This window comes from Saccharopolyspora sp. NFXS83 (genome assembly GCF_026241095.1).
Taxonomy (GTDB): domain Bacteria; phylum Actinomycetota; class Actinomycetes; order Mycobacteriales; family Pseudonocardiaceae; genus Saccharopolyspora_C.
In genome coordinates, this window is record NZ_JAPFGB010000005.1 from 246,025 (window position 1) to 270,877 (window position 24,853).

The window sequence follows — 24,853 nt, forward strand, 5'->3', positions numbered from 1 at the left end:
CCGTCAGTGCTGCCGGGAAGGGCCTCCCGTCAGGTACCGGGTCAGCATGGCGACCAGTTCGTTCTCGAAGCTCGGGATGTCGACCGGGTCCGATGCGGCGATGAGCCGGTGCACGACGAGTTCGACCGTGGAGACGACTAGGCGGGCAGCGGTGTGCGGATCGTCGACCCGGACCGCGGGGTGCTGCTCGATCAGGTCGCGGGCGTAGGTGATGTGGATCCGCTCGACTCGCGCGATCTTGTCCAGCAAGGCCTGCGAGCGGGGCGCCTCTTCGAGCATGATGCGCAGCAGCTTCGGGTCGTCGAGGTGGTTGTCGATGGCGGCGCGGACGAAGAGCCGGATCGTCTCCTCGACGGAGTCGGGCAGCTCCTCGGGCAACCGTTCGCGGGTGTTGCGCAGGCCGTCGTCGAGGTGGCGGGTCAGCAGCTCGACGAGGATCGCGTCCTTGTTCGGGAAGTACTGGTACAGCGAGCCGATCGAGATCCGCGCCCGCTCCGCGATGCGGTTGGTGGTGCCCGCGGCGTAGCCGTGCTCGGTGAAAACGTGAGCAGCCGCGGTGAGGATGCGCTGCCGGGTCAGTTCGGCCCGGACTTGGCGCGGTTGCTTGCGTGGTCGCAGTCGACGCTCACCCGAGTTCACGGCACCTCCTGGAGTGCGCCCGAAAGCGAGTAGCGCACGAAGCGAACAATTGCTCATAATAGTGCCACGGCCTGCAGTGATGCGGCCAGCACCAGCGCGGCGCCGGCCCGCCCCCTCCCTGGAAGGAACCGCCCATGCCCCACGCCCGCACCCGCCCCCGGCGGGTGCCGATGGAGGAGCTGCGCGCTCGCCTCGGCCACCCCGACGACGTGCTCAAGGCCCTCAAGTCCGGGGATCGCGTCGACGAGCACGTGCACCGCTTCATCGCGCACTCCCCGTACCTGTCGATGGCCACCTCCGACGCGGCGGGCCGAGCCGACTGCTCGCCTCGCGGTGATCACCCCGGGTTCGTGAAGGTGCTCGACGAACGCACGCTCGCTATCCCGGACCGGCCGGGCAACAAGATGGCCGACTCGTTCCGCAACCTCGCCGAGAACGACGGGATCGGGCTGCTGTTCCTCGTGCCCGGCGTGGCGGAAGTGCTGCGGGTCAACGGAAGCGCTTACGCCACCGACGAACCCGACGTGCTCGCCCGGATGCGGGTCAACGGCAAGGACGCGCAGTTCGCGCTGATCGTCGAGGTGGAGCAGGTCTTCTTCCACTGCGGACGGGCGCTGCTGCGGTCCCGGCTGTGGGATCCGGACGGCCAGGCCCTCGCCGCCGAAGTCCCGTCACCGGGCGAGATCGCCGCCTCGCAGGCGGGGCTGGACATCGACCCGGCGGTGCTGGAACGCGAGCTGAAAGCCGGGTACCGCAAGCTGTACTGACGCCGCACCTGCTCGTCGGGAAAACCGTTTTCGCCGCGGTGAGGTCGGCTGTTACGGTGCCGTACGAGCGCAGGACGAGGTTCTGCGGTCCCGCTGAGCAGGGAGTTCCGACGTGGTGAGCGACGACGACATCTCCGGGTGATTCCGGAGCCCGAGCACCTCCGCACCCACCTCCGGGTGGCGCGGGAGGTCATGTCGTCGTACCTGTTCCCCCGTCCGCTCGCCGGGCCGCTGCCGCGTGCCCGCCTGGCGTTGGAAGGCACCCTCCATGCCCGACGCACTGATCGTCTGCTCCGACCTCACCTTCTCCTGGCCCGATGACACCCCCGTGTTCGACGAGCTGTCGTTCACCGTGGGCGGTGGCCGCACCGGGCTCGTCGCGCCCAACGGCGCGGGCAAGAGCACGCTGCTCAAGCTCATCGCCGGGCAGCACCGGCCGCAGTCCGGTTCCGTCACCGTCCACGGCGTCGTCGGCCATCTGCCGCAGAGCCTGCCGCTGGCCGGGGAGCTCACCGTGGCCGAGGTGCTGGAGATCGCCCCGGTGCTGTCGGCGTTGCGCGCCATCGAAGCCGGTGACGTCGAGGAGCACCACTTCGCCGCAGTCGGCAACGACTGGGACATCGAGGAACGGGCCCGCGCCGAGCTGGATCGGCTCGGGCTGGGCGACGTGGCGCTGGACCGGCCGTTGGGCACGCTCAGCGGCGGCCAGGTCGTGTCCCTCGGGCTCGCCGCGCAACTGCTCAAACGACCCGACGTGCTGCTGCTGGACGAACCCACCAACAACCTCGACCGCGACGCGCGCCACCGCCTCCACTCCGTGCTGGAGGAGTGGAACGGCTGCCTGCTGCTGGTGGGCCACGACCGGGAGCTGCTCGACCGGATGGACCGCATCGCCGAGCTCGACCGGGGCGAGATGCGCTGGTACGGCGGCAACTTCACCGACTACGAAGCAGCGCTGCGCGCCGAGCAGGAGGCCGCCGAGCGCAACGTCCGCAACGCCGAGCAAGAGGTCAAGCGGGAGAAGCGGGAACGCCAGCAGGCTCGGGAACGCGCCGACCGCCGCGCGAGCAACGCCGCCCGCAACGTCAAGTCCGCCGGGCTGCCGAAGATCCTCGCCGGAGCCCGCAAGCGCCGCGCGCAGGAATCCGCCGGCCGGGCCGACGGGACGCACGCGCAGCGGGTCGAGGAGGCCAAGGCCAAGCTCGACGAGGCCGGGCGGGCGCTGCGCGACGAGGAGAAGATCTCCTTGGCACTGCCCGGAACCCGCATGCCCGCCGGGCGCACCGCGTTCCTCGGCGAAGGGCTGCGGGTCGGCCACGCGGGGCGGCCCGTGTTCGCCGAGCCCGGGGTGGACCTGGCGATCCGGGGGCCGGAGCGCGTCGCGCTCACCGGGGCCAACGGGTCCGGGAAGTCCACGCTGCTGCGCCTGATCACCGGTGAGCTCGTCCCGGAGCACGGGGAGATCACCCGAGCCGAGGGGCGCATCGCCTACCTCTCGCAGCGGCTGGACCTGCTCGACACCGGCCGCACCGTCGCCGAGAACCTGCGCGCCTTCGCGCCGGAACTGCCCCAGTCGCAGTTCATGCACGTGCTGGCCCGGTTCCTGTTCAAGGGCGATCGCATCCACCTGCCCGTCGAGGTGCTCTCCGGTGGTGAACGGCTGCGCGCGACGCTGGCCTGCGTGCTGTGCGCGGAACCCGCACCGCAGCTGCTGCTGCTCGACGAGCCGACCAACAACCTCGACCTGGTGAGCGTCGGCCAGCTGGAGGGCGCGCTGCACGCCTACGAAGGCGCCCTCGTCGTGGTCAGCCACGACGACCGGTTCCTCACCGAGATCGGCGTGACCCGGCGGCTGCACCTGTCCGGCGGGACGCTGCGCGAAGCGGGCGGCGCGCCGCGTTGACCGGTTCGCGCTCCCCGGCACCGGCGAGGAATCGACTGAGACGATCGCGACCGGACTGAACAATCAGCGCGGCGTCCGTTCAACCGGAATTTCCGAGCGGCATGCGGAACAACAGCATCGGCAATGGGAAACCGGAGATATACCAGGCGAACACCCGAGCGCACGAGCGTGACACCCGAAGGGACGTATGCGATTACCGCCCACTTCCAGTAACTTGGAAGAACTGGGAAGGTGATCGACCCGATTGGCCGGCGGCATCGGTTCCGATCAGACGTGGTGTGCTCCGACCCGATGCCGCGCGGCCCGCGGCTGCCAGGCGCCGGGCCGGACGACGTCGGGAAATACGCCTGCTGACGTGGGGCGACTACTGCGACGCGCGCGAATCGACCTCTATTCGCTTCCGCACGCATCGGGCAGCCGGACATCTGCCATTGCACCGAACACTTGCACCGCGCGCGCTCGATGAGCAAAACGATTCGGAGGAGGAACAGTGGGGGGAAGCATTTCCGGTGACGGGCCCACACGGAATGCGGTCATCCTCATCGCGCACGGCATTCCCGCTTACCGCTACGGACTCGCGCTGGGACTGGAGAAATCGGAATTCGCGGTGCAGGAGTCGGCTCCGGCGGATGCGTCGAACACCGGCGAGTGGGACGCGTGCCTCGTCGAGGTGTCGCGGTCCGACGCCTCGACGCTCGCCACGCTGCGCGCCACCCGGCGGGCACGAGTGCTGGTCGCCCTGCTCGACGAGCCGGACCCCGAGGACTACCGCGCGGCGCTGCGCCTCGGAGCCGACGGACTGGTCGCCCAGGACGCGGCGCTCGACGAGATCATCACCGTGCTGCGGCTCGCGCTGCGCGGTTCGGTCCTGCTGCCGCTCGACGTCGCCCGGTCGCTGTCGGCCGGAACCACCCGCCCGCCGACCGCGCTGAACCTCACCGGTGTGGACCGGGAACTGCTCACCCGGCTGGCGATGGGCAGCCCCGTCGCCGACATCGCCAAGTCCGCCGGCTACTCGGAACGGCAGATGTACCGGCTGGTCCGGGAGATCTACCACCGGCTGGGCTCCCGCAATCGAAGCGAGGCCATCGCCACCGCCACGCGGTGGGGGCTCATCTCCGGGGACGAGGGCGCGACCGCGGCGGGCGCGGACGCAGCCGGACGACCACCGCCGCGCGCCCGCTGCCGCTGACGCACCGGCGGATCCGTCGGCTTCCCCGGAAGTTCCTCGATCAACGCTCGAAGGAGTCACGTGCTACAAGTTTTCCGGCCGGCCAGGCATGGCGATGACGCGGAGGAGGATTCCCCTGTTGCTGTCGGTCGATCCGCGCGCCGTCGAGTGAGTTCGGGTGCGACGGATCCCGCGGGGCGAAGGGGAATCCGGGCACGGCGGGGCCGAAGCTCCGCCGCTCACCCGGTTTCCGGCCGCCGCCGAACGCCGAGCCGGTCGGCCAGGTAGCCGGTGAGCAGGCTGGTGATCTCGTCGATGACGGTGTCGCGGTCGATGTGCGGGCGGTCCAGGACGTAGCTGATCGTCAGGTACTCCACGGTGCGCACCAGCACCCACGCGACCGCGTCCACCCGGCCGCCGCGCCCGCCGTCGTGGAGCAGCAGCGTGGTCGTCACCAGCTCGTCGATGCGGTGCTTGAAGTCGACCCGTCGGGTGTCGGCGGCGGGCGGCAGCTGCTCGTAGAGCACCCGCACCAGGCCCGCGTTCTCCTCGAACGCGTCGAGCAGGGTGATCACGTTGCCGCGCACCGCGCCGGTCAGCGATCCGCCCGCGAGGTTGCCGACGAACGCGCTCGAAATGCGAGCGTGCATCCGATCGGTGGAGCGGTCGATGACCTGGGCCAGCAGGACGTGCTTGTCCGGGAAGTACTGGTAGAGCGAGCCGGGACTGATGTCCGCGGCGACGGCGATGCGGCTGGTGCTCGCCCGGTCGTAGCCGTGTTCCAGCAGGACCGCGTGGCCCGCGTCGAGGATCCGTTCGACCATCGCGCGGGACCGCTCCTGCCTGGGTTCGCGGCGCACCGGCCGCCGAGCACGCGACGTCACGACCACTCCCACCTCGGGTACCGCGAGGCGTCCGCCTTCGATGTCGTTCTGCGCGGCGGGGCAGGTGGCGGAACCTCGAATCCTGCCTTCGAACTCACGAGCCGCGTCTCCCGTCCGTGTCTCGTCAGCGGCGAAGCCGCTGAACAGCGACCGCGCACGCAGATCGACCACCCGCGGGTTCTCAGCGGCGTCCTCGCGAGGACGGCTTCTTCCCGCGTGGCGGAGCCACCGGGGAAGGAGATCCCGCAGCGAGGAAGCCGCTGGGGTTCCGCCACCCGACCACCCAAGCGAACCCTCCCGAGGCTCCTCAAAAGCGAATTGAACGCGAATGAATCTTCGTGTCAGCATCGTTCACATGACCTCTGTGGCGCAACGCACTTCCGAAGCGGCGTATCCCACTCGATTTCTCGGGGCACCGGAACGCTCCGAGCGCATCGGGCGCGTCCTGCGCCTCGCGGCCGGGGTGAGGGAGCTCGACGACGAGCTGGTGGACCGGATCGGGCGGAAGATGTTCGCCCGCGACGAGGTCGGCGCGCGGCTCGTGCGCGCGATGGGCCGGGACCGGCCGGACGCGGAGCGGGTGACGATGGCCCGCTTCGGACGGGCGCTGGAGCACGGGATCGACTCGGTGCCGGACGCGCCGGAGCCGCTGCGCGAGTTCTTCGCGGTGGTGGACCGGGTTCCGGACTGGGTCGATTTCGACCAGGTGGAGCGGGGAGCGCGCGCGATCCGCCGGATGGGCCGCAACGTGGACGACGTGCTGCTGCAGCTGTCGCTGATCGGCGGCTACCGGTTCGGCGGCCCGGCGGACCTGCTGGTGGCGACCGGTGGCCTCACCGGCTCCACCGCGATGCGTAGGCTCGGCGAGACGAAGAAGTGGGCGCTGGCCATCAGCGAACCGGGCGGAATGCGCCGCGACGGCCAGGGTTTCAAGCTCACCGTGCACGTCCGCGCCATGCACGCGCTGGTCAACCACCGCTTCGAGACCAACGGCCGGTGGGACTCGCAGCGGTGGGGCCTGCCGATCAACCAGGCCGATCAGGCCTCGACGCTCGGCCTGTTCAACAGCACCTTGCTGCTCGGGGTGCGGGCGCTCGGCTGGATCGTGACGCCCGCGGAGTCGCGCGCGGTGATGCACGCGTGGAAGTACGTGGGCTGGTTGATGGGCGTCGACGAGGACTGCCTGTTCGACACCGAGCGCGAGCAGAACCGCTTCAACTACCACATCCTGCGCGTGCAGGACGACGTCACGCCGGCGGGCGCGGCGTTGTCGGGAGCGCTGGTCGAGGGCAAGCGCAACCTGGACCACGGCCGGTTCGACGCGGTCGCCGGGCCGTACGCGCGGCTGCGGCTGCTGAGCATGCTGAGGTACTTCCTCGGCAAGTGGGACCTGCGCGACCTGGAGCTGCCGGTCACGCCGATCTGGGCGATCCCGCCGATCGTCGCGAAGAACCTGGTGCGGTCCGGGCTGATTGCCCGCAGCCGCCGCGGGCGCCGCTACTTGGAACGCGCCGGTGACCGCTTCGCCGAGCGCGACCTGCGGCGCACCTTCGGCCGGGACGCCCCGGAAATCGGCGCCCTGCCGAGTTGAGCGCTCGTCCGTGAACTCGTTCTGAGCGGCGGCGCGGGTAGCGGAACCTCAGCGGCCCCCTCGCTGCGGGAGCTCATGCCCGCCGTGCACGGCGACATCGCCGTCCGCGCGAGAAGGCCGCTGAGAACCCGCCGCTGACAAGGCAACGAACCCCGAGCACCCGCCCGAACGGGAGATCAACGGCAGGCTTGGAGCGCTCACCTCGCCGCGGGCTCGTTCGCGTCCGCCGCGCGCCGGGCACCGCTCCTGCTCCGGAGGACCAGCACCGATCCCGCCGCCAGCAGGGAGGCGAAGGCCAGGGCGTAGAGGCCGTAGGTGACCGTTCCGGTCTGCTCCTTGAGGACGCCGAAGCCGAACGGGGCGACGAAACCGCCCAGGTTGCCCAGCGAGTTGATCACGGCGATGGCGGGGGCGACGATGCGCGGGCTCAGGGTCTGCTGCGGGATGGACCAGAACAGCGGGCTGGCGCTCTTGAACCCCATCGCGGCCAAGCACAGGAACACCAGCGCGGGCCACGGCGACACGACCGCCGCCAGCCAGGTCCCGACCGCCGCGGTGAGCAGCGCGATCACCAGCAGCGGGCGCCGATCGCCCATCCGGTCCCCGGCCCGGCCCGCCAGGTACATCGCGACGATCGCGCAGATCCACGGCAGCGAGGACAGCAGCCCGACCGTGACGTCGTTGGTCCCGTCGATGCGCCGCACGATCGACGGCAGCCAGAACGTGTTGGCGTAGATGGACAACTGGATGGCGAAGTAGATCCAGCAGAACAGCAGCAGCTTCGGCTGCACCAGCAGCCGCCAGCGCGAGCCGCCGCGATCACCGGAGGACTTCACCACGTCCTCGGCTGCGATCCGGCTCGTCAGCGCGTCCTTCTCGCCGTCGGTGAGCCAGCGCGCGTCGCGGACCTGGGCGTCCAGGAAGAAGAACGCGATGATGCCGACGACGACCGACAGCGCGCCTTCCAGCCCGAACATCCACTGCCAGCCGTGCGCGCCCAGCAGCCCGTCCATCGACAGCAGCGGACCCGACAGCGGACCCGAGATGGCCGCGGCGATCGACGAACCCGCGACGAACAGCGCGGTCGCCCGGCCCCGGTGCGAGTCCGGCAACCAGCGGGTGAAGTAGAACAGCACGGCGGGGAAGAAGCCGGCTTCGGCCGCGCCGAGCAGGAAGCGCAGCACGTAGAACATCTCCGGGCTGGAGACCAGTGCCATCGCCGCCGAGACCAGTCCCCAGCTGACCATGATCCGGGTGAGCCAGATCTTCGCGCCGAAGCGCTCCATCAGCACGTTGCTGGGCAGTTCGAACAGCGCGTAGGCGATGAAGAACAGCCCGGCGCCGAACCCGTAGGCGGCGGCTCCGATGCCGACGTCGGCTTCCAGGTGGCTCTCCGCGTAACCGATGTTGGAGCGGTTGAGCTGGTTGCAGATCAGCATGATCACGAACAGCGGGACGATCCGCCGGAAGATCTTGCCGATGGCGCTGCTCAGCGCGGAGTCGTGCTGATCTGGCGTGAACGACATCGGTCACTCCTTCGGTCGCGGCCCGGCACCGCCGGCACCGGACGAGCCTCACCGTAGGAGCGACGATCACCGCGCGTCCAAACCCAAATCGGCAACGTGCGATACCCGAATTGACTTGATCGGAGTTCGCCACGGCACGACCGCGCGGAACCGCCGTGCCTCAGCCGGTCCGCAACCGGTCGTGAAGCACGCGGGCGACGCGCGCCATGAGCGCCTCGGCTTCCGGCTGCGTCGCCGCGGGCACCCGCGATTCGGTCAGCGCCGCGACGGCGAACACCCCGCCGCCCGCGTGCTCGACGACGCCGACCTCGTGGCGCAGGTTCAGCACCGTCCCCGTCTTCGACGACCACGTCGAGGCGTCGGAGCTGAAGTCCGGCGCGAGCCGGTGCCGGATCAGGTTGGCGCCCATGAGCTCCCGCACCCGCTCGGCGACACCGCCGTCGATCGCCGACGGCGTCCAGAGCGCCTGCAGGAGGTTCACGAAGTCGCGCGCCGAACCGGAGTTCGCGCGGGTCACGTCGAGCTGCGCGATCGGGTGCCCGCGCCCGGCGGTGGCGGCGCCGATCGCCAGCGAGTGCGCCAGGTGCACGTCCGCGGTGTCGAACCGCTCCGCGGGCGTCTCGCTGAGGTCGCCGACGCGATGCCGCGCGGTGATGCCGCGCAGCCCCCACTCCCGCAGCATCCGGGTGACCTCCGCGGGCGGGGTGATCCCGAACAGCGAGTCGGCCGCGACGTTGTCCGACAGCGCCATCGCCAGGTACATCAGGTCGTCGACCGCCACCCGCGCCGGATGCCGGAACCGGCTCAGCCCGGTCGGCCCGGGGGTGGTGACCTGACCGGGCAGCACCAGCAGCTCGGTGGCGCCGTCGAGCTCGCCGCGGCGGATCCGCTCCGCGGTGGCAGCGGCCAGCGGGATCTTGATCAGCGAGGCGACGGGGTGGGTGATGTCCGGGTCGATGCCGATCTCCCGCCCGGAACGCAGGTCGCGCACCAGGAACGAGCCGCGCAGGCCGGCGTCGTCGAGTTCGGCGACGAGCTCGCTGATCAGTGCTTCGGCGTTCACCTGGTTCTCCAGCTGGAAGGGACGGTGCGGGCGTTCACGCGTCCGCGCCGAGGCAACGCGCGATGCCCCGCCACAACGCGGTGCGCAACCGGTCGGCGTCGGGACCGGCCTCCGCGGTGACGTCGTAGCCGCGGGCCAGCGGCAGCTCGGCGATCGGATGCCAGTGCAGCGCGAACTCGGCCGCCTGCGCCCGCGAGCACAGCAGCAGGTCCGCCGAGCCCAGGACGTCGGCGACGCCCGCGCTCAACGACTCTGCCACGACGACCTGCGTGGGTCGCAGCCCCACCGCGTCGCGCACCCGCAGCAGCCGGTCCCGCACATGCGGCACGTCGTCCTCCGGCTGGATCCACACCCGGCGGCGCGGCGCCCGGCCCGTGCGGCCGATGCGCAGCGAGTCCAGGTGCACCGCCGCGCGGTCGAGGTCCACGGCCGAGGCGACGCCCAGCGGCACGGTCCACACCGCCTCGTCGGCGGGCACGGCGGTGAGCGCGGCGCGGACGTCGTGGGTGTGCGCGAAGTCGAGCCGTTCCGCGGGAGCGGCCGGGCGGAATTCGAGGAACAGCTCGTGGGACCGCGCCTCCGCGTCGAGCTCCGCGAGCGCCCGGGTGGGGCAGGTGGCGGGCACCGCCAGCCGCAACGGCCGCAGCCGCGCCCGCTTCGCGTCCTGCTCCAGCGCGTCGGCGAGCCGCACCAAGCGGCGTGCCCGCGGCAGCAGGTCCCGGCCGAACGGGGTCAGCCGCGCCCGTCGGGCCGAGCGGTCGAACAGCCGCTCCCCGAGGTGGCGTTCCAGCGCGGCGATGCGCCTGCTGGCGACCGGCTGCGGGATGCCCGCCGCCGCCGAACCGCCGGTGAAGCTGCCTGCTTCGCTCACGCTGACGAACGCCCGACAGCCGCCCACGAGATCCATCACCTCAGTGTATGCGCTTTCGGCATGGAACCGATCGTTTCCGTCTTGGACAGCATCACCGGAGCTCGCAAGACTGATCGAAACCACCACTGACGAGAGGAACACCGTGCTCACGCAGCGCCTACACCAGGTCGCCGTCGCCGCCTTGACCGTGCTCGCCCTCGCGGGCTGCTCGGGCGTCGAGGCGGCACCGCCCGCGCCCGCTGCCCCGGCGGCCGAGGCCACCGCCCACCACGCGGAGTTCGGCGACCTGGAGCGCCGGTTCGACGCGCGCCTCGGGGTCTACGCGCTGGACACCGGGACGGGCCGGGAGGTCGCGTTCCGGGCCGACGACCGCTTCGCGTTCGCCTCCACGCACAAGGCGCTGTCGGCCGGTGTCGTGCTGCAGCGGAACACGATCGACGCGCTCGAACGCCGCATCACCTACACCGCCGACGACCTCGTCGACAACTCCCCCGTGACCGAGCAGCACGTGGCCGACGGGATGACCTTGCGCGAGGTGATCGACGCCGCCATCCGCTACAGCGACAACACCGCCGCGAACCTGCTGTTCCGCGAGCTCGGCGGCCCCGGCGAGCTCACCGCCGCGCTGCGCGCGGTCGGCGACACGACGACCCGCTCGGACCGGACGGAGACCGACCTCAACCGCACCTCCCCCGGCGACCCGCGCGACACCAGCACTCCCCGCGCCCTCGCCGACACCCTGCGCACGTTCACCACGGGTGACGCGCTGCCGGAGGCGCAACGCGCGCTGCTCAACGAGACGCTGAACGGGAGCCCGATCACCCAGGAGCTCATCCCGGCGGGTGTTCCCGAGGGCTGGGTGGTCGGCGACAAGTCGGGCGCGGCGGACTACGGGACGCGCAACGACATCGCGATCATCCGGCCGCCGCACCGCGCCCCGATCATGCTCTCGGTGCTGTCCGACCGGCCCGCGCCGGACGCCGAGTACGACAACGCGCTGATCGCCGAGGCCACCCGCGTGGCCGTGCGCGCCCTGGGATGAGCCGATGTCGGCGAGGCATGTTTTTCCCGTGCCGGGTGTGGAAAACCGGGGACCGCGAAGCAGTCGACGAGCACGAGGAGGAGTTCGGATGCGCCGCTCCCCACTGGTCGAGCTGCGCAGGCTGAAGGACGTAGTGGCGTCCCGCCTGGGCATCGGGAACACCGCCCGGCGGGACCCCCTCCTGCACACGGGCCCGCGCACTCCACCGGACACGCCCCGCTGATCCGATCACCGGTGGCGCGGTGCCGCGACGGCGCCGCGCCACCGGCATGTGGCGCCCACCCGCGCAAGATCACGGTCCACCGCAGGATCCGGCCCGGACGGGTGGGACTGACGTGGGCAAACATGTGATGATGTAGGGACGATGCCGCGTACCAGAGACACGTCCACACCGCCCCGTTCCGCCGCGACCGCGAGGCGCGACGAGCGTCCGCGCCGCCGGATGAGCCCCGCAGAGCGCCGCGAGCACCTGCTCGGCGCGGCGTTGCAGCTCTACGGTGAGCGCGCGATGGACGACGTGACGATCGACGACATCGTCGCCGAGGCCGGGGTGTCGCGGGCGTTGTTCTACCGCTACTTCTCCAACCTGCGCGAAGTGCACATCGCGGCGCTGACGACCGTCGTCGACGGGCTGATCGAGCGGATCGCGCTGCCGCAGGAGGGGAACCTCATCACGCAGTTGCGCGCCGGGCTCACCGAGTTCGTCTCCTCCGTGGAGGTCTTCGCCAGCAGCTACACCGCGCTGCTGCGCAGCGGATCCACCATCGCGACCAGCGAGACCGAGACGCTCATCGACAAGGTGCGCAACCACGTGGTGGAGATCGTGCGCCAGCGCGTCGGCATCACCGATCCCGCTCCGCTGCTGCTGCTGACGCTGCGGGGCTGGGTGGCGCTGGTGGAGACGACGTGCGTCACCTGGCTGCAGACGCACAACCCGCCCCGCGAGGTGTTCGAGGACTGGCTCACCGATCAGCTCATCTCCATGGTCGGCACCACTGCGAGCCACGATCCCGTGGTGGCGGAGCAGATCGCCCCGCTGCTGCGCGAACTCGGCTGATCACCTGCCGAACAGCCGGTTCGCCGCGCCGAGCAGTTCCGCTGTGGTGGCGAACTTGACGCGGGGCCTGCCTTCCCGGTCACCGCGGTCGCGTTCGGCCTTGTCGATGGCGAGCATGCCGCGGCTGCCGACGGATTTCGGCGCGCGCGTGCGCACCAGCCGGTCGAACCCGGTTTCCGCCGGGGCCGCCAGGCGTCCCGCCGCCGCGTCGTCGAGCAGGGCTCCGACGGTCTCCCCGGCGCATCCGCGGTTGGTCCCGATCCCGCCGGACGGGCCGCGCTTGGCCCAGCCGACGACGTAGGTCCCGGGCAGCGGTTCGCCCGCTTCGGCGAGCACCCGGCCGGACTCGTTCGGGACCGTCGACGTCGTGCCGTCGAAGGGCAGTCCGGCGATGGGCGACGAGCGGTAGCCGATGGCCCTGATCAGCAGGCCGGTCGTGATCGCGCCCTCGCCGCGGGAGTCGCGCACCCGCACCGAGGCCACCCGGTCGTCTCCGCGCACCGCGACCGGTTCCGTCCCGAACGCGAACACGAGGCGCTTGCCGTCGGCGGGCGGCGCCTCCCGGTCGAGGTCCGCGAGGGGCAGGTCCGCGAGCAGCGCAACCTTCCCGCCGGGTTCCGCGGCGGCGAAGGCGGCCCGCGCCTCCGGCCCGTCCTGGACGACGAGCTCGACGCCCGGGATCTCCCGCATGGCCAGGAACTCCGGCGTGGTGAACGCGGCGTGCTCCGGTCCGCGACGAGCGAGCAGCACGACCTCCCGCACCTCGCTCCCGCGCAACCGCCGCAGCGCGTGGTCGGCGATGTCGGTGGTCGCGAGCCGCTCCGGATCGCTGAGCAGGATGCGGGCCACGTCCAGCGCCACGTTGCCGTTGCCGACGACGACGGCGCGCTCCGCCGAGAGGTCCACTTCCACGTCGGCGGCGTCCGGGTGCGCGTTGTACCAGGCCACGAACGAGGTCGCCGACATGCTGCCGGGCAGGCCGGCGCCGTCGACGTCGAGCTCGCGGTCGGCGGCGGCACCCACGGCGTAGATCACCGCGTGGTGGTGCGCCGCGAGTTCCTCGTGCGTGATGTCCCGGCCGACTTCGACGTTCATGTGCAGGCTCAGCCGAGGATGCCGGTAGAGCCAGGAGAAACCGTCGCCGATCTTCTTCGTCGACTGGTGGTCCGGCGCCACCCCGGAGCGCAGCAGTCCGCCCGCGATCGGCAGCCGGTCGAGCATCGTGAGCTCGGCGCCGGTGTCCCGCAGCAGCGCCTGCGCCGTGTACGCGGCGGCCGGTCCGGTGCCGACGATGGCGACCCGCAGCGTGCCCACCGAGGCGGGCAGCGAGCGGGGGAAGTGCGGGGCGCCCCACTCGTTGGAGGTCGGCGTCGTCTCGTAGTACTCGCGGTTGAGCCTGGCGTAGATGGTGTCCGCACCGCGCAGCCGATCCACCGGGAAGATCGCGTCGACCGGGCACGCGTCGGCGCACGCCCCGCAGTCGATGCACGTCTTCGGATCGACGTAGAGCATGTCGGTGCTCCCGAACCCCGGCTCGTCCGGAGTCGGATGAATGCAGTTGACCGGGCACACCGACACGCACGACGCGTCATTGCAACAGGTCTGAGTGATCGCATACGCCATGGCGGTAACCCTGTTCTGGGACTGTGTTCTACGAAAAACGTGCACCAGCGAAACTTCGCGAAACCGCGACGCGCACCACAGCGCCGTGGTCGCCCTGTCCTGTCAGCGGCGAAGGCGCTGAGCGGCGCTCGCAACCGGCACCGCCGCGGGTTCTCAGCGGGATTCTCGCGAGGACCGCATCTTCCTTCGTGGCGGAGCCACCTGGGAAATTGATCCCGCAGCGAGGATCCCGCTGAGGTTCCGCTACCCGCCCCCTGCGCCGAACGACCCGCGATCTCAGATCATGTGCGTGCGGCGGTAGATCGCCATTGCCGGCCGGGTGAGCAGTCCGGCTTCGGACAGGAAGTCCATCAGGTGCACGCAGCTGTTGCGCAGCATGGACTTGCGGTGCTCGTTGCGCTGCACGGCGGCCACGGCCCGCTCCGGGTCGAGCCCCACCGACTTGTAGACGTCCTTCTGCACCATGTTCGTCACGACGACGTTCGCGACCAGCGAGATCAGCAGGGCGCTGGTGTGGCGGCGCACCGGGCCGGCGCCGCGCAGGCTCTCCTTGATCTCCTGGCGGGCGAACTTCATGTGCCGCGATTCCTCCACCACGTGGATCTTGCTGGTGGTGCGCACGATCGGCAGCACGTCTTCGCCGCGCATCCAATCGCGCTGCATGACGTCGAGGACCTCTTCGGCGACGAGGATCCCGCCGTAGGCCGATTCCGCACTGGCGATCGTCTTGAACAACCGGCCGAGCTGGGCGACGAACGGCGGCGGCAGGTAGGGGGGCACCTCCATCTTCGCGCAGGCCCGCGCGAACATGATCGAATGCCGGCATTCGTCGGCGATCTCGGTGAGCGCGAACCGGAACTCCGCGTTGGCGGGGTCCTTGACGTACTGGTCGCGCAGGATCATCTGCTGCAGGATCATCTCGAACCAGATGCCGATGCTCATGATCGAGCAGACTTCGTGCCTGGTGAGCGTGATCTGCTGCTCGGGGCTGAGCTCGTCCCACAGCGGAGTCCCGTACAGGGTGCTCCACTCCGGGTTGAGGCCGTGGCGGTCGGCGGGCAGCGGCGATTCCCAGTCCACTTCCGTCGCCGGGTCGTAGGACAGGGTCGCGGCCGAGTCCAGCAACCGCTGCGACACGTCCTCGTCCGCGGCGGTTCGCTGCGCGGGTTCGGTTGGTGTGCTGGTCATGGATGACACCTCCACTGGGCCTCGCGGGCCGCGGGACGGGCGGGTTCGCCGTTCGCGCGACCGCTCGCACGCTCCAGCGAAGAACGCCTTATGAGACTCCGTGTCATCTTAGACAGAATGTCAATAAGCTGTCGAGAGCCCCCCGCGACCTCGCGCGGACCAGGGGTGGAGTCGCACGTCCCGCCGCCCATCCGGCCGCCGCGACGAGTCGCTACACCCCGGCGAAGGTTCGCACGCCGCGCACGTTCCGGAGCCATCGGCACCCGAAGGGTCGCCACACCGCGAACTCCGCGCGCGAGGCCACCCGGCGCACGGTAAGTCAAGCAGTTGCCTTACAGTCGGACGTGCTCCTCGCGGATCCGTCCCGAGCACGCACGATGCGCGGTCGACCACGGCGAGCGCGTTCGAGACGAGGAGCGATCGATGTCCATCCTGTCCCGTCCCCCGGTGGCGGCCCTGGCCGCCAGAGCCATGCAACGGGCGGTCCGCTCGCGGCACCGGCCACCACTCGACCGCTTCCCCGAATTCCCGGGCGACACCACCGAACTCACCGTGCCGACCTCGGTCGCCCCGGCCCGGGCCGTGCTCTACCGCCCGGCGGACGCGGAACCGAACCCGCCGCTGCACGTCAACTTCCACGGCGGCGGATTCGTCCTCGGCCTGACCGAGCTCGACGACCCGCTGTGCCGGTTGATCGCGGGCACGGCCGGGGTCGCCGTGCTCAACGTGGAGTACGTCCTCGCCCCGCAGCACCCGTTCCCGGCCGCGCCGCGGCAGACCTTCGAGGTGACGCGCTGGGCGGCCGAGCACGGTGCTCAGCACGGCTGGGACGGGAGCAGGCTCTCCGTCGGCGGGCAGAGCGCGGGCGGTTCGCTCGCGGCGGCCGTGGCGCGCCAGGCGCTCGAACGGGGCGGCCCGCCGCTCGCGCTGCAAGCGCTGCACTACCCGGCGCTCGACCTGACCACCTCGGTGCGGGACAAGCCGTCGCCGCTGACCCGGCCCGCGCTGCGGCCCTGGATGGGCGAGATGTTCAACGCCTCCTACGCACCGGACCGCGGCGTGCGCGCGGACCGCCTGCTCTCCCCCGCCGCGCCGACCGACACCGCGGACCTCACCGGCATCGCCCCGGCGCTGATCGTCACCGCCGAGTTCGACAACCTGGCCCGCGAGGGCGAGCGCTACGCCGAGCGCCTGCGCGACGCCGGCGCCCTCGTCCAGCACCACGTGGTCGCCGACGCCGACCACGGCTACGACGTCGACGACCCGGACAAGGCCCTGGAGACCTACCGCGTGATCGCCTGCCACATCCGGCAAGCCCTGAACCCGCCGCACGGGGAGTGATCCGCGCCGCGAGGCCGATCGCACGCTCGGTGCCGCCGGTCCCGCCGGACCGAGAATCGCGCACTTCCCCGCCCCGAGAGGAGAACCACCGATGCCCGTTCCGCTGACGTTGGAGTCCACTGTGGCCGAATGGCTCGATCACCCAGCAGGCGGGCCGATCCTGCGCGGGATGCTGGAGGAGAACGGCCAGAGCCCGGCACTGCTCACCGCCGTCCGGCACTTCAGCATGAGCCGGCTGGTGGAGATGAGCGGCGGGCGCATCGGCGCCGACGAGCTGGAACGCCTCGCCGCCGAGGCCAACGCCGCGGCCGGGGCCTCGCCGGACGCACCCCGCCCCACGCCCGCACCGCGGTGGCAGGAGCGGATCACGCAGGGGCGCTTCACCGGCGGCACCGTCATCATCACCGGCGCCGGATCCGGGATCGGCCGGGCCACCGCCTCCCGCGTCGCCCGCGAAGGCGGCCGGGTGGTGGCCGCCGACATCGCCCAGGACCGGCTCGACGCCTTGGCGAACGAATTGGAGGGCCACGAGGTGGTGCCGGTGCGCGCCGACATCACCCGCGAGGACGGGGTGGCGGCGATCCTGGCCGCCGCGGACGGCCGCGCCGACGCGCTCGCGAACGTCGCCGGGATCACCGATTCCGCGGTGCCGCTGCACGAGGTCGACGACGAGCTGTGGCAGCGGGTGCTGGACGTGAACCTCACCGGCATGTTCCGGCTCACCAGGGCGGTGCTGCCGCTGATGATCGAGGCGGGGCGCGGGTCCATCGTCAACATCACCTCGGAGGCCGCGCTGCGCGGCTCCACCGCGGGCACCGCCTACACCGCGTCCAAGCACGCCGTCGTCGGGCTCACCCGCAGCACGGCGTTCATGTACGGCCCCAGCGGAATCCGGGTCAACGCCGTCGCCCCCGGCGGTGTCGCGACCGGCATCGAGGGCGGCATGTCGTCGGCGATGGGCCGGGAACGCCTGGAGCCGCTGCTGGCCACGCTGCCCACCATCGCCGAGCCCGAGCACATCGCGGCGTCGGTCGCGTTCCTGCTCAGCGACGACTCGGTCAACGTCAACGGCGCGCTGCTGCCCTCCGACGGTGGCTGGTCCATCCAGTGACGGCGTCCTGAGCGGCCACCGGAATGCCGCAAGTCAGTCAAGTGATTTACGATCACCGCCAGCAACGGAACACACCGGACCAGGAGCACGAGTGACCCAGCCACCGACCGACCACGCGGAACCCACCGGCACTCCGATCTCCACCCGCAGATTCGGATTCGGCCCCGCGCCGGACGTCGCGGCGGTGCGCGGCCGGGACGGGATCATCCAGGTGCCGACCCCGTTCGGCCCCTCCGCATGGCTGCTCACCCGGCACGCCGACGTGCGCCGGATGCTCGGCGACGCAGACACCTTCCGCAGCGGCTGGGGCCCGGAGGACCTGCCCGACGGACGCCGTGATCCGCGCCAGCTCTCCGGTGACCGCAGCGGCAACCTGCTCGCGCTGGACCCGCCCGACCACACCCGGTTGCGCCGGATGCTCACCCCCGAGTTCACCGTGCGGCGCATGCGGCGCCTCGAACCGCGGATCGTGGAGATCGTCGACGGGCACCTCGACGCCCTCGAAGCGCACGGCCCGCCGGCCGACCTGGTCGCCCACTACGCGCTGCCGATCCCCTCGCTGGTCATCTGCGAACTGCTCGGAGTCCCCGCCGAGGACCAAGCCGAATTCCAGGAGCGCACCAACCGGCAGCTCGACACCACCGCGCCGGAGGACGAGAAGGTCGAGCTGTCCCGGCAGTCCCTCTCCTACATGAACGGACTCGTCGAGCGGGCGCGCCAGGCCCCGGGCGAGGACCTCATCGGCATGTTGGTCCGCGACCACGACGCGGCGCTGACCAACGCCGAGCTCGTCGGCATCGCCAACCTGCTGCTGGTCGCCGGGCACGAGACGACCTCCAACATGCTCGGCCTGGGCACCCTCGCGCTGCTGCGCCACCCCGAGCAGCTCCGGCTCGTCCGCGACGACCCGGACGCCGTGCCGGGCGCGGTCGAAGAACTGCTGCGCTGGCTCAGCGTCGTCAACAGCGGCTCGCCCCGGATGGCGACCCGCGACGTCGAGTTCGAGGGCAGCACGATCCGCCGCGGCGACCTCGTGTCGTTCAACCTCCCGGCGGCGAACCGGGATCCGCGGTTGCTCGACGACCCGGACCGGCTCGACGTCACCCGGACCGCGAGCCCGCACGTCGGCTTCGGCCACGGCATCCACCACTGCATCGGCGCCCCGCTGGCCCGGATGGAGATGCGCATCGCCTTTCCCGCACTGCTGCGGCGCTTCCCGGACCTGCACCTCGCGATCCCGGATGACGACGTCGGCTTCGCCACCTACCAGGCGATCTACGGCGTGAAGGAACTCCCGGTCGCCTGGTGACGAGCGGCCGGTCTCACCTGGTCCTGCGGGCTTGGGCGATGAGGTCGGTGAACGTGGTGATCAGGTCGGCTTCGCGGAGCGGGTTGATGCTGACCCAGTCGCCGTTGCGGCCGACGCGAACCCGGCCCCTCGGCCCGTCCACCCAGGACAGTTCGGCGCCCGCGCGCACGGCGGTGCCGTCCCGGCGGCGCCGCGTCGCGCCGAGCTGGCCCTGGCCGCGCACCTTCGGCAGCAGCTTGATCAGGTGGTCCAGCTGGGCCGGGTCGCCGCCGTGGTCGCGCACCAGGTCCCGCAACCGGCGCTGCCGCTCGGCGTCGTGCTCCACCTCGTCGATCTCCCGGCTCGCCGCCGCCACCGCTCGCGCGGGCAGCGTGATCGGCATCGACCGGGCGGCGTCCAGCTCGGGCACCACGGCGAGCAGTTCCCGCAGCAACGAGTCCTCCGCGACCCGGTGCACCGCCACCACGTCGGCCGGTTCCGCGCCGAGCACCCGCTGGAGGATCAACGCCTGCGACCGGTAGAGCAGCGCCGCCACGCCCGTCGTGCCACCAGCGCCGGTCAGCACCAGGTCCACCGCCCCCCGGTGCTCGCGCAGCGCCGCCACCAGCTCCGCGGCGAGACCGACCGGTCCGGAGTCGTCGGCCAGTCCGCGCAGGCCCAAGGTCTGACCGGCAGTGTTCAGCAGCACCTCGCGTTCGCCGCCGATGCGGCCGAACGACGGCACCCGCAGCGGGAACGGGCACGGCACTCCGGCGTGCGTGGCGAGCAGATCCAGCTCGACGAGCCCGAACCGCACGCCCACCGCCTCGTCGGCGACGCTCCCCGCGATCACGACTGCTCCCCGCCCGCGGCCCGCAGGATCCGCTGAATCTCGGCGTCGTTGTTCAGGTATCCGGTCACGGTCTCCTGCAACGACGCGTGGAAGGTGTTCACACGGGTGTCCGCGCCGCCGAGCTCGCCGGTGAGGCCTGTTTCTCCCGCCGCCGCCCGGAGTTTCATGGCCAGGTGCAGCGCGGGCGGTGCCGTGCCGAGCATCGGCAGGCGTTGCGCCAGCGCGCCCGCCGAGTTGACCAGACCCGTTGTGCCTTCGCCGATCGCGGTGAGCGCGGTTACCTGCGTGGTGAGCTCGTCCGGCTGGAGTTGAAAACCCTTCGAAACGTTCTCGGAAGTCATCGTGCGTTCCCCTCACTCCCCGATGACCGGGGGCATCACCGGCTCGTCGACCTCGAAGAGCCGCTGGTCGATCAAGGGCAGCCGGTTGCGGTGCTCGGCGCCGTCGTCATCGCGGTCCCGGCCCGCGGCACCGCCCGGCATCATCCCGCCGCGGCCTCCTCCTCGGCCCGCGCCCGCCGCCGCTGCCTGCGTGGTGGCCGCGCGCGGTGCCGAGGCGCCGATCCCCGCGCGCCCGCCCGGCGGCAGCGCCGTGTCCAGCGGCCCGGGGCCGACGAGCTTCCCCCACGGCACTCCGCCGCCTCCGGAGGCGCCGCCGCCCGTCGGGGATCCGCCGGCGAACCCCGCCGAGCTCGTCGACGCGGGTCCGGTGATCGCCTCCCCCGGCCCGGCGGATCCCGACGCTCCCCCCGCCCCCGCGGAACCCGCCGATGCGATCGACCGGCTGCTGCCGAGCAGGCTCTGCTCGTAGTCCTGCATCACGTGCACGGCCTGGGCCTTCTGCTCGGCGGACGCGACGTTCGCGAGGAAACCGCTCGCGACGCCACCGGCCACCGCCCCCACGGCGGCCCCCATCATCGCTCCCGGAGCGGCGCCGATCCCACCAGCGCCGGCGCCGAGAACGCCGCCGATCACCGTTCCCGCCGCCGTTCCCAGCGAGGTACCGGCGCCGGTGAGCGCCGCGGAATCGGTCGGCTGCGGCATCGTGTCCCGCGCGACCGACAACGCGTCGCCCGCCTCCCGCACCGCCTGTCCATTGGTACCGGCGCGAGTACCGATGTCCGAGGTCCGGTCCCCCAGTTCGCCCAGCTCACCGGCGGCTCGCTGCGCGGCCTGCCCGTTCCAGTTGCGTTCCAGCGCCCCACGCTGTTCGCGCAATCCTTCGGCGTGGCCGGTCAGTTCGGTGCCGTGCCGCTCCCATTCACCCGCGACCTCGCCGACATCACCGACGTCGGCTCCCTGCCACAGCATGTCGTAGAGCTGTTGATGCGTGTAGGAGTTCCAGTTCGTCCCGTCCTCCGGGATCGGCGAGCCGAAGTACCCCTCCCACACGTTGCGCAGCGCGTCCACCACCGGCTGCGCCAGCGCTCCGACCGGCCCTCCCTGTCCCAGCACGGCGGTCGCGGTGTCCGCGAGGGACTGCACCCCGTCGGACGCCACGGCGATCAGATCGTCTTCTCCCGTGTCGGTCATGTCCCGTTTCATCCCCCTGCATACCGGAATACGACGCGGTGAAACGGTATCCGCGACCGATGAAATCCTGATGAAACGATGATCGTCGCGGTCACCACCGCCGCCTCGGCACTAGTTCGCGTCCGCGATGACGCACGCAAGAGGATTCAAGGTCCGTGCAGAATGATCTTTTCGTCGGTGTCCTGCCAGCCGCGAAGCCGACGACCAGTGACCACCTGCGCAGGACGACGACCGGCGGGTTCCCAGCGGCTTCCTGACGAGGACGACGATCTCGCCGTGCAGGGCTGCTACTGGGGAGTCGCGGCGGTACTCGGCAACGGGGCAGCGGGAAACCGCTGCGGTTCCGTGCGATGACCCGCCGCGCAGGCCCTGCTCAGAGGAACACTTCTCGGAGACCGGCGATCTCCGCGGTCGGGCCGGTCAGCTCCGCGAGGGCTAGCGCCGAGTGGAAGTGCTCCTGAGCCTCGCGGTGCCGCCCTGCTCGCAGGCAGGTCTCGGCCAAGCGCTGGTGCATCTCCAGTTCCACCGAAGCCGGGCCGTCCGCGGGGAACGCTTTCAGCGCCCGGCGCTGCGAGTCGAGCGCACCTACCGGGTCGCCCAGTTCGTACTCGGCCGAGCCCAGCCTGGACAGGCTCGCCGCGTACAGCACGAGGTCGCCGAGCTCCTCGGCGGAATCGACTGCTTGACGCAGCGCGGTCGCCGCCTCGGAGAAGCGGCCGACGACGAGGTGAACGCTGCCGGAGTAGCACAGCGCTCGCGCCATCATCGCGGCGCTGCCGAGCTTCTCGCCCAGCGCATGGATGCGCTCGAAGCGTTCGAGGGCCTCGTCGTGGCGGTGGTCGACGTGCTGGAGGTAGCCGAGGTACGAGTCCGCGCGCTCGACCAGCCAATCGTCGCCCAGCTCGACGGCCGCCTCGAGCGCTTCGCTCAACGCGTCGACCGCTTCGACCTTCGCCCCGGTCAACCCGGCCACCACGCCCAAGGCGCCCAAGGCGCGGGATTCCTCCCAGCGGTCGCCGATGTTCCTGGCGGCGTGCAGAGCATCGCGGAAGCAGGAGCGCGCCGGTTCGTGGCGGCCCTGGATGAGTTCGACGCAGCCGAGCCAGAAGCGTAGCGCCGCGACCATCCGCCGCTCGGTGGCCTCCGCGAGGTGTTCCAGCGCGATCTCCAGGGCGGCCCGGCACTCGTGGATCCGTCCCCGCCGCAGGAGGTAGTCGACGCCGGCCTCGGCGAGCAGGCATGCGTGGTCCACGTTTCCGGTGGCCACGGCGTGCGAGACCACGTCGGACAAGTCGCCCGCCGAGTTCAGCCATTCCACGGCGTCCCGCACCCCGCTGAACGGCGTCGAGCGGGTCCACGGTTCGTCCGGTCGTCCCGTGCGCTTCCAGTCGACGGCGCGGCGGGCCGCGGTCAGGTGGAGTTCGAGCAGCCGGAGGTCGGCGGCGGCGGTCTCGGCCGGGTGCTCCGCGGCGAGCCGCCGCGCGAACACGGCGACCAGATCGTGCAGCCGGTACCGATCGACGGCGGGTTGCTGCACCAGGTTCGCGTCCACCAGGTTCTCCAACACCTGACCGGCTCGCGCGGGCGAGCAGTTCAGCATCGCCGCCATCGCGACGCGGTCCAGCTCGGCTGACGGCGTCCGGCTCAGCGCCCGGAACGCGCGTTGTTCGATGCCGGGAATCCGGTGGTAGGACAGGCGAAACGCCGCTTCCACGCTCCGATCGCCTGCTGTCAGCTCGCCGAGCCGGGCGTCATCGTCGGAGAGCCGGGAGACCAGGTCCTCCAGTGTCCACATCGGTCGGTGTTGCAGTCTTGCCCCCGCGATGCGCAGCGCCAGCGGCAACCACCCGCACAGCCGGGCCAGTTCCCGGGCCGCGGCCCGCTCCCGATCCGTCGACGGGGTGCCGACGATGCCGCCGAGCAGTCCCTGCGCCGCGTCCACGTCCAGCGGCCCCAACGAGATCCGGCGCCGCACGTCCAGCCCGGTCAGCCGTCCGCGGCTGGTCACCAGCACTCTGCTTCCGGCCCCGGCGGGCAGCAGCGGACGCACTTGTTCGGGACTCGACGCGTCGTCGAGGATCAGCAGCAGCCGCAGCGGAATCGTCGCCGATCGCCACCCCGCCGCGAGCTCGTCGAGATCATCCGGGATGGCGCTGTCATCGACGCCCACGGCCCGCAGCAGCCTCCTCAGCACTCGCTGCGGCGCCAACGCATCGCGAACCTCGCTGTGGCCGTGCAGGTCCACGAACAAGCAGCCGCCGGAGCATTCGGCACGCAACACCCGCGCGGCCGTCACGGCGAGCGCGGTCTTCCCGGAGCCCGCCACGCCGTCCACGGCGTCGACCGTCACCGCCCCTCCGCCCGCCGACGCGGTCAGCAGTGCCAGCTCCCGATCACGGCCGGCCAGGTCGCCGACGTCGGCCGGGAGCTCGTCGCGCGCGGCCCCGCGCTGGACGGTCGCGCGTGGCGTGCGGGGCGCGACGTCCTCGCCGAGCAGCACCGCCTGCTGCACGCGCCGGGTCTCGGCGCCCGGTTCGACGCCCAGTTCCTCCACCAGCCGGTGGCGCAGTTCGGCGTACACCGCCAGCGCGTCGGCCCGTCGGCCGCCGTCGTGCAGCGCGCGCATCAGCAGCGCGGCCAGAGTCTCGTTGTCCGGGTGCGCCGCGAGCAGCGCGGACAACTCCTCCACGACCTCGGCGTGGCGACCGAGCCGCAGCTCCCACTCGGCCTTCTGCTGCGCGAGCGCGATCCGCCGCTCGGTCCAGCGGCGCCGCTGGCCCGCCACGAACGGACCGGGCAGCCCGGTGAGCGGCTCGCCCCCGAACAACGCGAGCGCTTCGGCGCACAGCCCCACCGCCGCCGCTAGATCACCTGCCCGATGCGCCGCGCGGGCTTGCGCCGCGAGCTCCTCCAGCAGCACCGAATCCACCCGCACCCGGTCGCCGTGGAACCGGTACCCGCCGCGGTCGCCGCTGATGACGGAGTCACCGCCGAGGCTCTTGCGCACTCGGTAGACGTAGCCCGGCACGACCTTGAGCCCGGTGCCTGGCGGCTCCTCGCCCCACACCGCGTCGAGCAGTTGCTGCCTGCTGACCGTCACGTCCGGCCGCAGCAACAACCCGGCGAGGAACGCCTGCTGGCGGACCGGCCCGAGGTCCAGTGGCGTCGTACCGCGCCAGGCTCGCAACGGACCGAGGACGGTGAAGCTCAGTCCGCACTCGGCGGACACCGGTGGGCCGTTCACCTGAACCGGCGGCATGGGAAGAGACTACGCAGTGGATCAGCACCAGGAGGTGCTTTTCACGCGGATTTCCCGAATTCCCTCGGAAGGCGGCGCGCGGATCGCCGCCCGGCTCCCCTGCGGATCAGCACGCCCGAGGCTCTGACCGGGAATATCGCGACG

The 24,853-nt window shown here is 71.5% G+C and carries 21 protein-coding genes; 10 read left to right on the forward strand and 11 right to left on the reverse strand.

All coding sequences use genetic code 11. The annotated features are described in order from the left end of the window. Positions 1–3: 3 nt before the first annotated feature. Positions 4–639, reverse strand: a complete 636-nt coding sequence (locus OOZ19_RS07920; RefSeq protein WP_266089363.1) for a TetR/AcrR family transcriptional regulator — start codon at positions 637–639, stop codon at positions 4–6. A 134-nt stretch (positions 640–773) separates the two neighbouring features. Between OOZ19_RS07920 and OOZ19_RS07925 the strand changes: the two genes are divergently transcribed. The 3 genes from OOZ19_RS07925 to OOZ19_RS07935 all read left to right on the forward strand — a co-directional run bounded on the left by OOZ19_RS07925 (position 774) and on the right by OOZ19_RS07935 (position 4,501). After that, positions 774–1,406: an MSMEG_1061 family FMN-dependent PPOX-type flavoprotein gene (locus OOZ19_RS07925; protein WP_266089364.1), complete on the forward strand. Its 633-nt coding sequence runs from the start codon at positions 774–776 to the stop codon at positions 1,404–1,406. 268 nt (positions 1,407–1,674) lie between these two features. Continuing rightward, complete coding sequence (abc-f, locus tag OOZ19_RS07930; protein WP_266089365.1) at positions 1,675–3,309, forward strand: ribosomal protection-like ABC-F family protein; 1,635 nt, start codon at positions 1,675–1,677, stop codon at positions 3,307–3,309. 490 nt (positions 3,310–3,799) lie between these two features. After that, a complete protein-coding gene (locus OOZ19_RS07935; RefSeq protein ID WP_266089366.1) occupies positions 3,800–4,501 on the forward strand; it encodes a helix-turn-helix domain-containing protein in 702 nt (233 codons plus the stop codon). Positions 4,502–4,719: 218 nt separating this feature from the next. Here the strand turns inward: OOZ19_RS07935 and OOZ19_RS07940 are convergent, their stop codons facing one another. After that, complete coding sequence (locus OOZ19_RS07940) at positions 4,720–5,535, reverse strand: TetR/AcrR family transcriptional regulator (protein WP_266089367.1); 816 nt, start codon at positions 5,533–5,535, stop codon at positions 4,720–4,722. Positions 5,536–5,719: 184 nt separating this feature from the next. Here OOZ19_RS07940 and OOZ19_RS07945 point away from each other — a divergent pair, with 184 nt between their 5' ends. Then, positions 5,720–6,955 (forward strand): oxygenase MpaB family protein, encoded by a 1,236-nt coding sequence (locus OOZ19_RS07945; RefSeq protein WP_266089368.1) that lies wholly within the window; start codon positions 5,720–5,722, stop codon positions 6,953–6,955. 197 nt (positions 6,956–7,152) lie between these two features. Here the strand turns inward: OOZ19_RS07945 and OOZ19_RS07950 are convergent, their stop codons facing one another. From OOZ19_RS07950 to OOZ19_RS07960, 3 genes are all read right to left on the reverse strand, one after another. Beyond that, entirely contained in the window at positions 7,153–8,481 is a 1,329-nt protein-coding gene (locus OOZ19_RS07950; protein WP_266089369.1) for an MFS transporter, read from the reverse strand. A gap of 160 nt (positions 8,482–8,641) precedes the next feature. Further along, on the reverse strand, positions 8,642–9,544 hold the full coding sequence (locus OOZ19_RS07955) for a serine hydrolase (RefSeq protein ID WP_266089370.1): 903 nt from the start codon (positions 9,542–9,544) through the stop codon (positions 8,642–8,644). A 34-nt stretch (positions 9,545–9,578) separates the two neighbouring features. Next, positions 9,579–10,451 carry a LysR family transcriptional regulator gene (locus OOZ19_RS07960; RefSeq protein WP_266089371.1) on the reverse strand — a complete coding sequence of 291 codons (873 nt, stop codon included), beginning with the start codon at positions 10,449–10,451 and terminating at the stop codon, positions 9,579–9,581. Positions 10,452–10,557: 106 nt separating this feature from the next. Here OOZ19_RS07960 and bla point away from each other — a divergent pair, with 106 nt between their 5' ends. From bla to OOZ19_RS07975, 3 genes are all read left to right on the forward strand, one after another. Beyond that, a complete protein-coding gene (gene bla / locus OOZ19_RS07965) occupies positions 10,558–11,457 on the forward strand; it encodes a class A beta-lactamase (protein WP_266089372.1) in 900 nt (299 codons plus the stop codon). Positions 11,458–11,545: 88 nt separating this feature from the next. Next, positions 11,546–11,680: a hypothetical protein gene (locus tag OOZ19_RS07970; RefSeq protein WP_266089373.1), complete on the forward strand. Its 135-nt coding sequence runs from the start codon at positions 11,546–11,548 to the stop codon at positions 11,678–11,680. 219 nt (positions 11,681–11,899) lie between these two features. Beyond that, on the forward strand, positions 11,900–12,514 hold the full coding sequence (locus tag OOZ19_RS07975; protein ID WP_266089374.1) for a TetR/AcrR family transcriptional regulator: 615 nt from the start codon (positions 11,900–11,902) through the stop codon (positions 12,512–12,514). Here OOZ19_RS07975 and OOZ19_RS07980 read toward each other — a convergent pair whose 3' ends face one another. Together OOZ19_RS07980 and OOZ19_RS07985 are read right to left on the reverse strand one after the other, a co-directional pair. After that, positions 12,515–14,137: an FAD-dependent oxidoreductase gene (locus OOZ19_RS07980; RefSeq protein ID WP_266089375.1), complete on the reverse strand. Its 1,623-nt coding sequence runs from the start codon at positions 14,135–14,137 to the stop codon at positions 12,515–12,517. 276 nt (positions 14,138–14,413) lie between these two features. After that, positions 14,414–15,325 (reverse strand): AurF N-oxygenase family protein, encoded by a 912-nt coding sequence (locus OOZ19_RS07985; RefSeq protein ID WP_266089376.1) that lies wholly within the window; start codon positions 15,323–15,325, stop codon positions 14,414–14,416. Positions 15,326–15,748: 423 nt separating this feature from the next. Here OOZ19_RS07985 and OOZ19_RS07990 point away from each other — a divergent pair, with 423 nt between their 5' ends. From OOZ19_RS07990 to OOZ19_RS08000, 3 genes are all read left to right on the forward strand, one after another. Continuing rightward, positions 15,749–16,666 (forward strand): alpha/beta hydrolase, encoded by a 918-nt coding sequence (locus tag OOZ19_RS07990; RefSeq protein ID WP_266089377.1) that lies wholly within the window; start codon positions 15,749–15,751, stop codon positions 16,664–16,666. 91 nt (positions 16,667–16,757) lie between these two features. Further along, positions 16,758–17,777 (forward strand): SDR family NAD(P)-dependent oxidoreductase, encoded by a 1,020-nt coding sequence (locus OOZ19_RS07995; RefSeq protein ID WP_266089378.1) that lies wholly within the window; start codon positions 16,758–16,760, stop codon positions 17,775–17,777. A gap of 91 nt (positions 17,778–17,868) precedes the next feature. Next, positions 17,869–19,086, forward strand: a complete 1,218-nt coding sequence (locus OOZ19_RS08000; RefSeq protein WP_266089379.1) for a cytochrome P450 — start codon at positions 17,869–17,871, stop codon at positions 19,084–19,086. 13 nt (positions 19,087–19,099) lie between these two features. Here the strand turns inward: OOZ19_RS08000 and OOZ19_RS08005 are convergent, their stop codons facing one another. From OOZ19_RS08005 to OOZ19_RS08020, 4 genes are all read right to left on the reverse strand, one after another. Then, entirely contained in the window at positions 19,100–19,918 is an 819-nt protein-coding gene (locus tag OOZ19_RS08005; protein WP_266089380.1) for an ESX secretion-associated protein EspG, read from the reverse strand. Continuing rightward, positions 19,915–20,259 (reverse strand): hypothetical protein, encoded by a 345-nt coding sequence (locus OOZ19_RS08010; protein ID WP_266089381.1) that lies wholly within the window; start codon positions 20,257–20,259, stop codon positions 19,915–19,917. Before OOZ19_RS08010 ends, OOZ19_RS08005 begins: the two co-directional genes overlap by 4 nt. A gap of 12 nt (positions 20,260–20,271) precedes the next feature. Then, complete coding sequence (locus OOZ19_RS08015) at positions 20,272–21,450, reverse strand: WXG100 family type VII secretion target (RefSeq protein WP_266089382.1); 1,179 nt, start codon at positions 21,448–21,450, stop codon at positions 20,272–20,274. Positions 21,451–21,823: 373 nt separating this feature from the next. Then, positions 21,824–24,709 (reverse strand): AfsR/SARP family transcriptional regulator, encoded by a 2,886-nt coding sequence (locus OOZ19_RS08020; RefSeq protein WP_266089383.1) that lies wholly within the window; start codon positions 24,707–24,709, stop codon positions 21,824–21,826. Positions 24,710–24,853: the final 144 nt, after the last annotated feature.